This window comes from Streptomyces sp. CC228A (assembly GCF_021390935.1).
Classification (GTDB): Bacteria; Actinomycetota; Actinomycetes; order Streptomycetales; family Streptomycetaceae; genus Streptomyces.
Genome location: NZ_JAJPUI010000002.1, coordinates 566,488 through 581,035, shown reverse-complemented (window position 1 = coordinate 581,035; position 14,548 = coordinate 566,488). Strand labels below are relative to the sequence as shown.

General features: G+C 74.9%; 11 protein-coding genes and 2 pseudogenes. 8 read left to right on the top strand and 5 right to left on the bottom strand.

Annotated features, from left to right (window positions below):
* Positions 1–6 precede the first annotated feature (6 nt).
* Entirely contained in the window at positions 7–1,458 is a 1,452-nt protein-coding gene (locus L6E17_RS07930; RefSeq protein ID WP_236240045.1) for a catalase, read from the top strand.
* 87 nt (positions 1,459–1,545) lie between these two features.
* Here the strand turns inward: L6E17_RS07930 and L6E17_RS07925 are convergent, their stop codons facing one another.
* From L6E17_RS07925 to L6E17_RS07905, 5 genes are all read right to left on the bottom strand, one after another.
* Positions 1,546–1,956, bottom strand: coding sequence for a cyclic nucleotide-binding/CBS domain-containing protein (locus tag L6E17_RS07925; protein WP_236240044.1), 411 nt, complete (start codon positions 1,954–1,956; stop codon positions 1,546–1,548).
* Positions 1,957–2,489: 533 nt separating this feature from the next.
* On the bottom strand, positions 2,490–3,296 hold the full coding sequence (gene hisN, locus L6E17_RS07920) for a histidinol-phosphatase (RefSeq protein WP_236240043.1): 807 nt from the start codon (positions 3,294–3,296) through the stop codon (positions 2,490–2,492).
* Between the two features lie 296 nt (positions 3,297–3,592).
* The gene (gene rsgA, locus L6E17_RS07915) at positions 3,593–4,606 is read right to left on the bottom strand and encodes a ribosome small subunit-dependent GTPase A (RefSeq protein ID WP_236240042.1); all 1,014 of its coding nucleotides are present in this window, start codon (positions 4,604–4,606) and stop codon (positions 3,593–3,595) included.
* Between the two features lie 5 nt (positions 4,607–4,611).
* A complete protein-coding gene (gene aroA / locus L6E17_RS07910) occupies positions 4,612–5,958 on the bottom strand; it encodes a 3-phosphoshikimate 1-carboxyvinyltransferase (protein ID WP_236240041.1) in 1,347 nt (448 codons plus the stop codon).
* A gap of 27 nt (positions 5,959–5,985) precedes the next feature.
* Positions 5,986–6,720, bottom strand: a complete 735-nt coding sequence (locus L6E17_RS07905) for a M50 family metallopeptidase (RefSeq protein WP_236240040.1) — start codon at positions 6,718–6,720, stop codon at positions 5,986–5,988.
* A 50-nt stretch (positions 6,721–6,770) separates the two neighbouring features.
* On the opposite strand from L6E17_RS07905, the gene L6E17_RS07900 reads away from it, so the two are divergent.
* The 7 genes and pseudogenes from L6E17_RS07900 to L6E17_RS07870 all read left to right on the top strand — a co-directional run bounded on the left by L6E17_RS07900 (position 6,771) and on the right by L6E17_RS07870 (position 14,545).
* Positions 6,771–7,586, top strand: a complete 816-nt coding sequence (locus tag L6E17_RS07900; protein WP_236240039.1) for an SOS response-associated peptidase — start codon at positions 6,771–6,773, stop codon at positions 7,584–7,586.
* 55 nt (positions 7,587–7,641) lie between these two features.
* Positions 7,642–8,282, top strand: a pseudogene (locus tag L6E17_RS07895) (alpha/beta family hydrolase).
* A gap of 1,118 nt (positions 8,283–9,400) precedes the next feature.
* Positions 9,401–10,054, top strand: coding sequence for a sigma-70 family RNA polymerase sigma factor (locus L6E17_RS07890; RefSeq protein WP_236240038.1), 654 nt, complete (start codon positions 9,401–9,403; stop codon positions 10,052–10,054).
* Positions 10,051–10,374 carry a mycothiol system anti-sigma-R factor gene (rsrA, locus tag L6E17_RS07885; RefSeq protein ID WP_236240037.1) on the top strand — a complete coding sequence of 108 codons (324 nt, stop codon included), beginning with the start codon at positions 10,051–10,053 and terminating at the stop codon, positions 10,372–10,374. Before L6E17_RS07890 ends, rsrA begins: the two co-directional genes overlap by 4 nt.
* A 407-nt stretch (positions 10,375–10,781) precedes the next feature.
* Positions 10,782–12,178: pseudogene (locus tag L6E17_RS07880) on the top strand (HD-GYP domain-containing protein).
* Positions 12,175–13,467 (top strand): HD-GYP domain-containing protein, encoded by a 1,293-nt coding sequence (locus L6E17_RS07875; protein ID WP_374109013.1) that lies wholly within the window; start codon positions 12,175–12,177, stop codon positions 13,465–13,467. Before L6E17_RS07880 ends, L6E17_RS07875 begins: the two are co-directional and overlap by 4 nt.
* Positions 13,468–13,564: 97 nt before the next feature.
* Positions 13,565–14,545, top strand: a complete 981-nt coding sequence (locus L6E17_RS07870) for a hypothetical protein (RefSeq protein ID WP_236240036.1) — start codon at positions 13,565–13,567, stop codon at positions 14,543–14,545.
* Positions 14,546–14,548 lie beyond the last annotated feature (3 nt).

Below are 14,548 nucleotides of genomic sequence, written 5' to 3'. Positions count from 1 at the left end.
CGCACTGTGACGCAGGGACCCCTCACCACGGAGGCCGGCGCGCCGGTCTCCGACAACCAGAACAGCGAGACGGCGGGTGTCGGCGGTCCGGTTCTGGTCCAGGACCAGCTCCTGCTGGAGAAGCTCGCGCACTTCAACCGCGAGCGCATCCCGGAGCGCGTCGTGCACGCCCGGGGCGCCGGCGCGTACGGCACCTTCACCGTGACGGCCGACGTCACCCCGTACACGCGGGCCAAGTTCCTCTCCGAGATCGGCAAGCAGACCGAGGTCTTCCTGCGGTTCTCGACGGTCGCCGGCAACCTCGGCGCGCCCGACGCGGTGCGCGACCCCCGCGGGTTCGCGCTGAAGTTCTACACCGAGGAGGGCAACTACGACCTCGTCGGCAACAACACCCCGGTGTTCTTCATCCGGGACGCGATCAAGTTCCCCGACTTCATCCACACCCAGAAGCGCGACCCCTACACCGGGTCGACCGAGGCGGACAACGTCTGGGACTTCTGGAGCCTGTCCCCGGAGTCGACGCACCAGGTGACCTGGCTGTTCGGCGACCGCGGCATCCCGGCCTCGTACCGCCACATGAACGGCTACGGCTCGCACACGTACCAGTGGAACAACGAGGCCGGCGAGGCCTTCTGGGTCAAGTACCACTTCAAGACCGACCAGGGCATCAAGAACCTCACCCAGGACGAGGCCAACAAGCTGGCCGGTGAGGACCCCGACTCGCACCAGCGCGACCTGCGTGAGGCCATCGAGCGCGGCGAGTTCCCGTCCTGGACCGTCCAGGTGCAGATCATGCCGGCGGCGGACGCGGCCACGTACCGCTTCAACCCGTTCGACCTCACCAAGGTGTGGCCGCACGCGGACTACCCGCCGATCGAGATCGGCAAGCTGGAGCTGAACCGCAACCCGGAGAACATCTTCGCCGAGGTCGAGCAGTCGATCTTCTCGCCCGCCCACTTCGTGCCGGGCATCGGCCCCTCGCCCGACAAGATGCTCCAGGGCCGCCTCTTCGCGTACGGCGACGCCCACCGCTACCGCGTCGGCATCAACGCCGACCACCTGCCGGTGAACCGCCCGCACGCCACCGAGGCGCGCACCAACAGCCGTGACGGCTACCTGTACGACGGCCGCCACAAGGGCGCCAAGAACTACGAGCCGAACAGCTTCGGCGGACCGGTCCAGACGGACCGCCCGCTGTGGCAGCCGCTGCCGGTGACGGGCAGCACCGGGGAGACGGTCACCCCCGTCCACGCCGAGGACGACGACTTCGTCCAGGCGGGCGCCCTCTACCGGCTGATGGCGGAGGACGAGAAGGAGCGCCTGGTCCAGAACCTGGCGGGCTTCATCTCCAAGGTCTCGCGCGTCGACATCGCCGAGCGCGCGATCAACAACTTCCGTCAGGCCGACGGAGACTTCGGCAAGCGGCTGGAGGCCGCGGTCCAGGCCCTGCGCGGCTGACGCCAGCACTGGATCGCTTGCCGTAGGAGGAGGGCCGGTTCCCGTTCGCGGGGCCGGCCCTCCGGCATGCGGAGCGCGTCCGCCGGCTCAGCCCACCGCCGGCACGGCCGCAGGAGCCCGGCGCCCGGCCGGCACCCAGCAGCGGATGATGTCGCGGACGGACACGACCCCGGCCGGGCCGTCCCCGTCCAGGACGATGAGGTGGCGGAAGCCGCCGTGCGTCATGGCCTCGGCCGCCTCCTCCAGGGTCCAGCCCGGCGCCGCGAACACGACGTCGGTGGTGGTGTGGGCGCCCGCCATCTCCAGGTCCGGGTTCTGGCCGGCGCCGACGGAGACCAGGATGTCGCGTTCGGTGAGGATGCCGAGCTGGCTGCTGTCGTGGTCGAGGACGACGGCCGCGCCCACGCGGCGGGCCGCCATCAGCGCGGCGGCCTGGCGGAGTGTGTGGGCGGGGCCGATGGTGAGGATCAGGGTGCTCATGGCGTCGCGGACGTACATGAAGGGAACCACCTCCTCCTGGTGAACCCCTCAACGAGGAGGGGTTCACAAGCGCACAAGTGGGGGGATCCTCAGAGTGGCAGGGTGAAGTGGCCCCGACAAGAGGGCGCGTGCGCCCGAACGCTGGGCGCGGGACGTGGTGGGGGGCGCGTGCCGCTGACCGGCGGGCGCGGGCCGCGTTCCCGGATCGGTGGGCGCGGGCCGCGGTGCGGGCGCGTGCCGCTGATCGACGGGTGCGGGACGCGGTCGGGCGCGTGCCGCTGATCGCCGGGTGCGCGCACCCGCGCGGGTGCGCGCACCCGCGCAGGGCGACCACCCGCGCAGCGCCAGCGCATGCGCAGGGCGAGCCCATGCGCAGGGCGAGCGCCGTCCTCCCCCTGCGCCCTCGCCCGCCCGCCCGCCTGCGCTCTCGCCCGTCAGTACTTCTGCGCCCCCCACCGGCCGTCCGCCTGTGGCCCCTCCCAGGCGCCGGCCGAGGCGCGGGGGCCGCCGGTCAGCCCTCCTGCGGGCCTCCGGTGCGCCCTGCCGCCCGGTCAGTCCTTCTTCGGCGCCAGGTACGCCAGCAGGTCCTCGTGCAGCAGCCCGTTCGACGCGGCCGCGTCACCGCTGTGCGGGCCGGGCCGGCCGTCGAGGCCCGTGAAGGTGCCGCCGGCCTCCTGCACCACGATGACGTTGGCGGCCATGTCCCACAGCGACAGCTCCGGCTCCGCGCACATGTCCACGGCCCCCTCCGCGACCATCATGTACGGCCAGAAGTCGCCGTACGCGCGCGTGCGCCAGCAGGCCCGCGTCAGGTCGAGGAAGCCGTCGAGCCGGTCGCGCTCCTCCCAGCCGCTCAGCGAGGAGTACGCGAACGACGCGTCCGCGAGCCGGGCCACCTGCGACACGTGGATGCGGGTGGCGGAGGTCAGCCCCCGGCCCGTGTACGCGCCGAGCCCCTTGGCCGCCCACCACCGGCGGTTCAGCGCGGGGGCCGACACGACGCCGACCACCGGCTCGTACGTGCCGTCCTCGCCGGCCTCCATCAGCGCGATCAGCGTGGCCCACACGGGCACCCCGCGCACGTAGTTCTTCGTGCCGTCGATGGGGTCGATCACCCAGCGGCGCGGGCCCGTGCCCTCCACGCCGTACTCCTCGCCGAGGATCGCGTCCCGGGGCCGAGCCCGCTTGAGGTGCCCGCGGATCACCTCCTCCGCGGCCCGGTCCGCCTCGCTCACCGGCGTCATGTCGGGCTTCGTCTCGACCTTGAGGTCCAGCGCCTTGAACCGGTCCATCGTGGCGGCGTCCGCGGCGTCCGCGAGAACATGGGCGAAGCGCAGGTCATCGTGGTAATCGGCCATGCGCCCGACTCTATCGGGGCTCCGACCGCCCCCCGCACCGGCCCGACGCGCCCCGGTCGCCCCCCCCGTCCACGCGGTTCAGGGGGAGCACCCCGGCAGCCGGAGTCCCGCAGACCGGCCGTGCCCGCGGCGCCGGTGTCCCGTCCGCCCCGCGTGTGCCGGGCCCCTGTCCAGCTGCCGCAGCGACACCGGTGAGCGGGCCGAAGCCGCCCGGGGCGAACGCCGCGAAGGCGATCGCCGGTCACCGCCGGGTGGAGCCGTGCGAGGGCTTCGCGCACCCGGCGAAGCGGGACGGGTCAGTCGCCCTCGTGCCGCTCCCGCGCCGCCAGCAGCCGCCGCAGGGAGAACAGCCGGGCCGGGTCGGCGTGCCCCTCCGCCACCCACGCGTCCAGCGCGCAGTCCGGCTCGTCGTGGCTGCACGCCCGGGGGCACTGCTCCGTGCCCGGCTCCAGGTCCGGGAACGCGTGGATGACCCGGCCGGGATCCACGTGGTTCAGGCCGAACGACCGGACGCCGGGCGTGTCGATCACCCAGCCCTCCGCGTCCCCGGCCAGCGGCAGCGCCAGCGCGGACGTCGTGGTGTGGCGGCCGCGGCCCGTCACGGCGTTGACGACCCCGGTCACCCGCCGCCGGTCCTCCGGCACCAGCGCGTTCACCAGCGTCGTCTTGCCGACGCCGGAATGCCCGACGAAGGCCGTCGTCCGCCCCACCAGGTGCTCCCGCACCACCTCCGCCGCATGCCCGTCGTACAGGTCCTCGCGGTTCGTCACCACGTACGGGATGTCCAGCGCGCCGTACAGCTCCAGCAGCGCCGAGGCGGGCGCCAGGTCCGACTTGGTGAGGACCAGCAGCGGTTCGAGGCCGCCGTCGAACGCCGCCACCAGGCAGCGGTCGATCAGGCGCGGCCGCGGCTCCGGGTCCGCCAGGGCCGTGACGATGGCCAGCTGGTCGGCGTTGGCCACGACCACCCGCTCGTACGGGTCGTCGTCGTCGGCCGTGCGGCGCAGCACCGACGCCCGCTCCCCGATCCGCACGATGCGGGCCAGCGTGTCCTTCTCTCCCGACAGGTCGCCGACGAGCGCCACCCGGTCACCCACGACCGCCGCCTTGCGGCCCAGCTCCCGCGCCTTCATCGCCATGACCACCCGGCCCTCGACCAGGCACGTCAGCCGGCCGCGGTCCACGGTGAGCACCATGCCCTCCGCGGCGTCCTCGTGCTTGGGGCGGATGCTGGTACGGGGGCGGTTGCCCTTGCGGTTGGGGCGGACGCGGATGTCGTCCTCGTCGGCGTTCCTGCCGTAGCGGCGCATGTCGGTCAGGCCTCGATCGCGAGCATCTCGGTCCACATCTGCGGGAAGTCGGGCAGCGTCTTGGCGGTCGTCGCCACGTCCTCGATCTCCACCCCCGGCACGGCCAGGCCGATGATCGCGCCCGCCGTCGCCATGCGGTGGTCGTGGTACGTGTGGAAGACGCCGCCGTGCAGCGGGCGCGGCCGGATGTGCAGCCCGTCCTCCGTCTCGGTGACGTCGCCGCCGAGCCCGTTGATCTCCTTGGTCAGCGCGGCCAGCCGGTCCGTCTCGTGCAGCCGCAGGTGCGCCACCCCCCGCAGGGTCGACGGCGAGTCCGCCAGCGCGGCCACCGCCGCGATGCCGGGGGTCAGCTCGCCGACCTCGCCGAGGTCCACGTCGATACCCCGGATACGACCCGAACCGGTGAACGTCAGACCGGCCTCAGACAGCTCGCAGGAGCCACCCATCTCGGTGAAGATCTCCCGCAGCGCGTCCCCGGGCTGAGTCGTCCGCGACGGCCAGTCCGGGATGGTGACCCGCCCGCCGGTGACCAGCGCCGCCGCCAGGAACGGCTGGGCGTTCGACAGGTCGGGCTCGATCACCAGATCGCGGCCCAGCAGCGCGGACGGCGAGACCCGCCACACGTTCGGCTCGCCGCCCGTCTCCGGCTCGTCGACCTGCGCGCCCACCGCGCGCAGCATGTCGACGGTCATCCGGATGTGCGGCATCGACGGCAGCCGCGGGCCGGTGTGCCGTACCTCCACCCCCTGGTTGAAGCGCGGCGCCGACAGCAGCAGGGCGCTGACGAACTGCGACGACGAGGAGGCGTCGATGTCGACCTTGCCGCCGTCCAGCGCGCCGCCGCCGTGCACGGTCATCGGCAGCGCGCCGCGCCCGCCGTCGTCGATCCGGGCACCCAGCACGCGCAGCGCGTCGATCACGCCGTGCAGCGGACGCTCGTGCGACCGGGGGTCGCCGTCGAAGCGGACCGGCCCGTCGGCCAGCGCCGCCACGGGCGGCAGGAACCGCATCACGGTGCCCGCGTTGCCCACGTCCACCTGCGCCGGGCCGTGCAGCCCCGCGGGGATCACCCGCCACGCCTCGCCCCCGCCGTCGGGCCCCCCCGCGACCGAGGAGCTGGACGACACGGTCTCCTCGATGCCGACGCCCAGGGCGCGCAGCGCCTCCGCCATCAGCAGGGTGTCCCGGGAGCGCAGCGGGCGGCGCAGCCACCCCGGCTCCGAGGCGAGCGCGGCCAGCACCAGAGCGCGGTTGGTGACCGACTTGGAACCGGGCACGGCGACGGTCGCGTCGACGGCTCCGCTCGCGTGCGGGGCGGGCCAGAGGTCAGGGTGCGCGGGGGTTTCGGTCATGCCCCTCACTTTAGTGGGCCTCGCAGATCACAGACCGAGCAGCCAGCGGCCCCCGCCGATCAGCGAGCACAGGGACACGGCGTGGAAGAGGAACAGCCAGAGTGCCGCCGGCACGTTCGTGAGCCGGGCGAGCTGGTCGGCGTCCGAGTCCGCGGCCTCCCCGTGCCGCCGGCGCGCCTGCAGTTCGAACACCGGGCGCACGCCGCCCAGCAGCAGGAACCACACCGCCGTGTACGCGAAGCCCGCCTGCACCTGCGGTCCGGTCAGCCACGAGACCAGGAGGAAGGCGCCGCCCGTGAGGATCACGGTCAGCGCCCCGTACACGTTCCTGATCATCAGCAGCATCGCCAGCAGCAGGGCTGTCGCCACCCACAGCAGGAGCGTGATCCGGCCGGTCGCCAGCAGCGCCGCCCCGCCCAGGCCCAGCAGGGACGGCGCGGTGTAGCCGGCGGCCGCCGTGAGGATCATGCCGAGGCCGGTCGGCTTGCCCCGGCTCACGGTGAGGCCGCTGGTGTCCGAGTGCAGCCGTATGCCCTGCAGGCGCCGCCCGGTCAGCAGCGCCACCAGTCCGTGGCCGCCCTCGTGCGCGATGGTCACGGCGTTCCGGGACAGCAGCCACAGGGGTCGCGGCGCCGTCGCGGCGAGCGCGGCCAGGGCGGTGACGACGACCAGCCACAGGTCGGGGGAGGGCTGGGTGCCGAGGATTTCGGACAGGACGTCGGCCGACAGGACGTCGGAGGACGGGTCTGCGGGGACGGCCATGTGCGGATCTGCTCCTCGGTGCGGCGGTGGTCGTGGCAGGGTTGGCAAGTATGTGCGGACGTTACGCGGCGAGTCGAAAGCCCGAGGACCTCGTGGACATCTTCGGGATACGGAAGTGGGAGCCCGAGGAGACCCTGGAGCCGGACTGGAACGTCGCCCCCACCAAAGAGGTGTACGCGGTTCTCGACCGTCCCCTGAAAGACGCGGAGTCGTCCCATCCGGTTCGCCAGCTGCGGGTCCTCAGGTGGGGCCTGGTCCCCTCCTGGGCCAAGAACCCCGAGGGCGCCGCCCGGATGATCAACGCCCGGGCCGAGACGGTCCACGAGAAGCCCGCCTTCCGCCGCGCCTTCGCCGCCCGCCGCTGCATCATCCCCGCCGACGGCTACTACGAGTGGGTGACCGGCGCGGACGAGCGGCAGCTGGAGGTCGAGGGCAGGAAGAAGCGGTCCCGCAAGCAGCCGTACTTCGTGCTGCCCGCCGACGGGTCGGTCTTCGCGATGGCCGGGGTGTACGAGTTCTGGCGCGACCCCGGCCTGCCGCCCGAGCACCCGCTGGCGTGGCGGGCCACCTGCTCGGTGATCACCACGGAGGCGGAGCGGGGCCCGCTCGGCGTGGCCCCCGCCGAAGGCCCCCGCTCGCTGGCCGACATCCACCCGCGGATGCCGCTGATGCTGCCGCCCGACCGGTGGGACGCCTGGCTCGACCCGGCCCGCACCGACACCGGCGAGCTGCGCGCCCTGCTCGCCCCGCCGCCGGAGGGCCTCATGCGGGCCTACCCGGTCGGCACGGCCGTCAGCAACGTCCGCAACAACGGGCCCGAACTGCTGACGGAGCTCGACGCTCCGGAAGAAGGCACGCTGTTCTGACGCGTTCCGACGGGTCCGACAGGTTCCGACGGGTTCCGGGGGGCCGGGGTGGAGGATGGGACCCGTGACCACCACCGAGACCATCCCCACCGGCGCCGGGGACGCCCGCATCACCTGGTACGAGGCCGGCGCCGGCGCCCGCTTCACGCTCGCGCTCGGCCACGGAGCCGGCGGCGGTGTCGAAGCCCGCGACCTCCGGGCACTGGCCGCCCGCCTCCCGGAAGCGGGGGCGACCGTCGCACTGGTCGAGCAGCCCTGGCGGGTGGCCGGCCGGAAGCTGGCGCCGGCGCCCCGCACCCTGGACACCGCCTGGCGGGAGCTGTGGCCCGCGCTGCGGGCCCCGGTCTGCCCGTCGTCGCGGGAGGCCGCAGCGCGGGCGCGCGGGTCGCCTGCCGCACGGCGCGCGCACTGGACGCGCACGCCGTGCTCGCGTTGTCGTTCCCGCTGCACCCGCCGGGCAGGCCCGAGAGTTCCCGCGCCGCCGAACTGCTGGACGCGGGCGTGCCCGCGCTCGTCGTGCAGGGCGCCAACGACCCCTTCGGCAGACCGGACGAGTTCCCGGCCGGCGGCCACGAGCTGGTGCCGGTCCCGTGGGCCGACCACGGCTTCGCCGTACCGAAGCGGGCCGCGATCACCCAGGAGGAGGCCCTGGACGTCATCACGGAGGCCGTCGCCGACTGGCTCCGGCGGCTCTGACGGCAGCCCGCCGGCCCCGTGCCCGGCGGCTCCCATGCCGTGCGGGCCCGCGCCCCGGCGGGCCCCCGGCGGCCCCTGTGCCGGGCGGCCCCGGCAACCCGGTGGGGCCGCGCCCCGGCGGCCCCATGCCCAGCGGCCCCATGCCCGGCGGGCCCCTGCCTCGGCGGGCCCCTGCCTCGGCGGGCCCCTGCCTCGGCGGGCCCCTGCCCCGGCGGGCCCCTGCCCCGGCGGGCCCCTGCCCCGGCGGGCCTGCGGCCGGCGGGTCCGTGGCCCGGTGGCCCGGCGGTGCGGCGGTGCGGAGTCCGCGGAGGGGTGGTGTCCGGCCCGTACGCGCGCAGGCGGCGCGCCCGACGCGGGGAAGGCCCGGCGAAGACCTCGGAAAGACCTCGGAAAGACCGGAGAAAGCACCGGCGAAGGCCGGACGAAGACCGGACGAAGGCCAGGCGCAGACCGGGGCGGGTGCGCGCCGCGGCCGACGGGGGCCGAAGGGCAGGGACGAGGGACGTGCGGCGGCCGACGGGCGGGGAAGCGCGGAGACCGGGCGGGGTGCCGCACGCACGAGGCCGCGCGAAGCCGCGCGGTGACCGGGACAGGACCGGGGCAGGACCGGGAGAGGAGGGGGAGAGGAGGGGGGAGAGGAGGGGGAAGAAGGGGCGGGGGAGACGAGGACGCGCGGCGGGGGACGGACCCGGCCGGCGTGACGGAGGTCCGCCCGGCCGGGCGGAGCCTGACGCGGTCTGGCGAGTATCTGCACGGAGCCTGACGAAGTCTGACGACACTCTGGCCGGACTCTGACGGGGACAGCCCGCGGGCCGGGAATGACCCGGGGAGCGGCGCTGTTGCATCCAGCGTCGGTCACATCAGAGTCAGGAGAGGGAGTCCGTCGCATGGGTTCGACCATCTGCCCGAACCGGTCACGCGCCGTGGAGCTTGACTGGACGGTGCTGCCGGCGCCCGCGGCTCCCACGGCCCCGGACGGCGCCGCACCCCTGAGGGCCGCCGCGACCCCTGCGACGCCCGCGCCGGATGCGGCGAATCGGAAGGGACGGTCGACCGATGGTCGACTATTCTCCGATTCGAGCGGGTCCGGACTCGGTCTCGCCGCGGCGCTGGAGGAGGTGGGTCCGGTCACTGGGACCGACACGGGGACCAACGGCCCCGAGGAGACGGACGGCGAGCGCAACGCGCGCTTCGAGCGGGACGCCCTCGGCTACCTCGACCAGATGTACTCGGCGGCCCTGCGGATGACGCGGAACCCGGCCGACGCCGAGGACCTGGTGCAGGAGACGTTCGCGAAGGCCTACGGCTCGTTCCACCAGTTCCGGGAGGGCACCAACCTCAAGGCGTGGCTGTACCGGATCCTCACGAACACGTTCATCAACTCGTACCGCAAGAAGCAGCGCGAACCGCAGCGCAGCGCGGCCGAGGAGATCGAGGACTGGCAGCTGGCCCGCGCCGAGTCGCACATGTCGACCGGTCTGCGGTCCGCGGAGTCCCAGGCGCTGGACCACCTTCCCGACTCCGACGTGAAGGAAGCCCTCCAGGCGATCCCGGAGGAGTTCCGCATAGCGGTCTATCTCGCGGACGTCGAGGGCTTTGCGTACAAGGAGATCGCGGACATCATGGGTACGCCCATCGGCACCGTGATGTCCCGGCTCCACCGTGGGCGCCGGCAGCTGCGCGGCATGCTCGAGGACTACGCCCGCGAACGCGGGCTGGTGCCCGCGGGCGCAGGAGAGTCCATGAACGACGGGAAAGGCTCGGGCTCATGAGCTGCGGAGAGCCGCACGAGACGGACTGCTCGGAGGTCCTGGACCATCTCTACGAGTTCCTCGACCGTGAGATGCCCGACAGCGACTGCACGAAGTTCGAGACGCACTTCGAGGAGTGCTCCCCCTGCCTGGAGAAGTACGGGCTGGAACAGGCCGTGAAGAAGCTGGTCAAGCGGTGCTGCGGCCACGACGACGTGCCGACCGACCTGCGTGCCAAGGTGATGGGCCGGATCGAGCTGATCCGCGCGGGCGAGGCCGTGCCCGACCACGACGTCGCCGCCGGCCCGCCGAAGGACGTACCGGCCGCGGCCCAGGAGTAGCCCGCCGCACACCTGCACCCCTCGGGGCGCCTCCCGCGTGACGACGCGGAGGCGCCCCGCTGTCGTACGCGGCGACGGGAGGCACGCGGGGCAGGAGGCACGCGGGGCGGGAGGCGGAGGGAGCCTTGCCGGTGCCGGGCGGTGTCCGCGGCCCCGGCGGGGGTGGACTTCCGCGGCCCCCGGTCCTCCACGCGGTCCCCGCCCGGCAAGCCCGCGGCAGGGCCGGTCCCGTGCGGCCTCCCGTGCCAGCGGGTGCCGCCGGACCGCGCCCCGGCCCTTCGGAGCCTGCCGGGTGCGCGTCACCCGAAGGTGCTAATCGGGGTCGTCCGGGCTTGGGCGGCGCACCCGCTCGTTAGCCTGGCCAGCCTGTGTGGCACTCGGCCGGCCGAACGGGAGGCGGAAGAGCGGTGGCGGGCATTCCCCTGGCGGCGCGCGGGTACATCGCGGGGGCCGCGGCCTGTGCCGCCGCCTGCGCGGCGCCCGCGTGCGCGCCGGGCTCCGGGACGCCGTGGGGCGCCGTCGCGCTGCTGGCCGCGCTGTACGCGCTGTGCGAGCGGGCCGCCCCCTGGGCGGGGACGTTCTTCCCCGTCCTCCTGGCCGCCGCGCTGCTGCTGCCGCCGCCGCCGCCGCGGCGCTCGCCGCCGTACCCGGAGCGCTGGTCTCGCCCGTAGGGCAGCTCCGTGCGCCGCGGCTCCGGCGGCTGTGGCGGGCCGCCCGGCTCGCCCTCGCCACCTGGACGGCCGCCCAGGCCGCCGCGCTGCTCGGCGGGCCCGCCGCCCTGGGCGGCGGCGCGGCCGCACCCGACCTCCCGTACGCGCTGGTGCCCGCCGGGGGTGCCGTGCTCGGCTTCTGCCTGGTGCTCGCCGCCCTCGACGGCGGTGTCCTCGCCACCGCCGAGCGGGTGCCCGTACGGAACGCCTGGCGCGGACTCCTCGTCCCCTCCCTCGCCCCGCACGCCGTGCAGGGGCTCGTCGGCCTCATGACGGCCGTGCTGTGGCGCAGCCCGTACGGATGGCCCGCCGCGCTCTTCGCGCTGCTGCCGATGTCCGTCTCCTGCTGGGCGTTCGCCCGGTACCACCGGGAGCGCGCCGCCCACCAGGCGACCATCCGCGCCCTCGTGCAGGCCGTCGACCTGAAGGACACCTACACGCGCGGGCACAGCGAACGCGTCGGCCGGGCCTCGGAGCTGATCGGGCGTGAGCTGGGCATGGACGAAGCCCGCCTGGAGACCCTCCGCTTCGCGGGCACCCTGCACGACGTGGGCAAGCTCGGCGTCCCCACGCGGATCCTGCGCAAGGACGGGCCGCTGACCCCGGAGGAGCGCCGGATCATCGAGCTGCACCCCGAGTACGGGCACGAGATGGTGCGCGGCATCGGCTTCCTCGGCGAGGCCCGCGCCGCGATCCTCCACCACCACGAGCGGCTCGACGGCACCGGCTACCCCTACGGGCTGCGCGGCGCGGAGATCCCCGAGCTGGCCCGGGTGGTCGCCGTCGCCGACGCCTTCGACGCCATGACGTCCACCCGCTCCTACAGCAGGTCCCGGCCGGTCCCCGCGGCCCTGGAGGAACTGGCGCGGTGCGCGGGCAGCCAGTTCGACCCCGCCATGGTGCGGGCCCTCGCGAACGCCCTGGCCCGCCACGGCTGGCAGACCGCCGTCACCTCCGACGAACCCGGCTCCCCCCTCGAACCCGCTCGCGGAAACGTCCCGCCTCCCCGGCCCCCGTCAGGCCCCGCACCCCCGCCGGACGCACCGCCGGCGGCGCGGGCCACCGGGCGGACCGCACCGGGGCGGCGGCAGTGAGCAGGCGCGCAGCCGCCCCGGGAGCCGTGCTCGCCGTGCACGGGGCCGCCGCCCTCGCGGGCGGGGGCTGCCTCGGATGGACGCTGTGGCACGGCGTCGCCCGGCCGGGGACCGCGCTGGCCTTCGGGCTGCTGGTCGCGATCGGCGAGCTGGCCAGGCCGCGCGCCCGGCCGCACCGGCGGGAGCCGGCGCCCCTCGCCGCCGCCGGGGCGCTGGCGTACGCCCTCCTCCCCGGGCACGGCGTCGCCCAGGCCGTGACCGTGGTCGCCGCGGGCGTCCTGGTCGGGGCCGTACCCCAGGTGGCGTGCGGCCGCGGGCAGCCCTACGGCGACCAGGCCGCCCGGCGGGTGCTCACCACCGCGTTCGCCGCCGTCTGCTTCCAGCCGCCCGCCTCGTCCGGCGCCCTGCCAGGGCCGACCGGGCACGTGCTCTTCCTGGTGCTCCTGCTGCTGCTCACCGCCCTGTGCGACGCCGTCCTCGCCGCCTACCTCGCCCGCGCCCGCACCGGCCACCCGTACCCGCCGCTGCTCCGCGACGAGCTGCGCGGGCTGCTCGGCATCGGGTCGGCGGTGTGCGCCACCGGCGCGGTGGCGGCGCTCGCCGTGGGCGTCGCCGGGCTGTGGGCGCTCCCCCTGCTGTGCGTGCCGCTGCTCGTCGCACAGCTCGCGTTCGGGCGCTACGCGGCCGTGCGCCGCACCTACCGCGAGACCATCGCCTCCCTGGCCCGGGCCACCGAGGTGGCCGGCTACACCCGGCCGGGCCACGCCCGGCGCGTCGCCGTGCTCAGCCGGGCCGTCGGCCGCGAGCTCGGCCTGTCCGGGGAGGACCTGACCGTGCTGGAGTACGCGGCGCTCATGCACGACATCGGGCAGCTGTCCCTCGTCGACCCCGTGCCGCAGGGGGCCACGGCCCTCCTGCCGGAAGCCGAGCAGCGCCGCATCGCCCTCCTCGGCGGCGCCGTCGTCCGCCGCACCGGTGTCCCCGCCGCCGTCGCCGTGGTCGTGGAGCGGCAGGCCGACCCGTACGGCGAGCAGCCCCTCGCCGCCCGGATCGTCCGCACCGCCAACGCGTACGACGACCTTTCCGGGGAAACCGCCCAGGGAGCCTTCCGTGCCCTGGAGCACCTCCGGCTGGACACGGCCCGGCACCACCACCCCGCGGTCGTGGAGGCGCTCGCCCGGGTCCTCGCCCGGGGCGGCGCGGCGGGCGGTACCGGCGGCGGCGACGGCATGGGAGGAGGTGCCCGCAGTGGTTCCGCGGACGGCGTCACCGGGCGGATTGCGGGGTAACCCATGGGTAATGAGCGGGCGTGCGACCGGGCATGGTTGGATGCCAGCAAGAGGGTGTCCGGGGGCAGAGACCTTCAGTGACCGGTAGGCGGGAATCGTGAGGATCTTCGGGAAGGTACGGCATCGGCCCTCCGCCTCGTGGCGGCAGGCCACCGACCGCGCGTTCACGCTGATCGGGGACGGGCGGTACGAGGACGCGGGCGCGCTGCTGACCCGTGCGGCGGACCTTGAGCCCTGGCTCTCCGAGTCCTGGTTCAACCTCGCCCTGCTGCACAAGTTCCGGCATGACTGGGAGCAGGCCAGGGCCGCGGGGCTGCGCGCCGTCGCGCTGCTGGACAAGGAGACCGGCGCGCCCGACTGGTGGAACGTCGGCATCGCCGCCACCGCCCTCCAGGACTGGCCGCTGGCCCGCCGCGCCTGGCAGGCGTACGGGCTGAAGGTGCCCGACAGGACGGCCCCGGGCGGCGAACCCGTCGGCATGGAGCTCGGCAGCGCCGCCGTGCGGCTGTCGCCGGAGGGCGAGGCCGAGGTCGTGTGGGGCCGCAGGCTCGACCCGGCCCGCATGGAGGTGCTGTCCATCCCGCTGCCGTCGTCCGGGCGCCGCTGGGGCGAGGTCGTGCTGCACGACGGCGTCCCCAACGGGGAGCGCACGACGTCCACCGGCCACAGCTACCCGGTGTTCGACGAGATCGAGCTGTGGGCGCCCTCACCCGTGCCGACCTGGGTGGTCCTGCTGGAGGCGGCCACCGAGGCCGACCGGGACGCCCTGGAGAGGCTCGCCGCCGACGCGGGTTTCGCCGCCGAGGACTGGTCCTCCTCGGTGCGGCTGCTGTGCCGCTCCTGCTCCGAGTCCCGGATGCCCAGCGCCGAGGGCGAGGGCGAGCACCTCGACCCCCACGACCACAGCGAACCGGGGCACCCCGGCCCGCTCGGGCACCGCACGTCGGGTGACCTGTGGGTGCCGGAGCGGGAGTGCGGCATCGCCGCGCCCGCCGGACTGGTGCGGGGCCTCCTCGACGGGTGGGTGGCGGACAGCCCGGACAGCCGCGAGTGGCGGGATCTGGAAGAGGTCTGCTGAGCA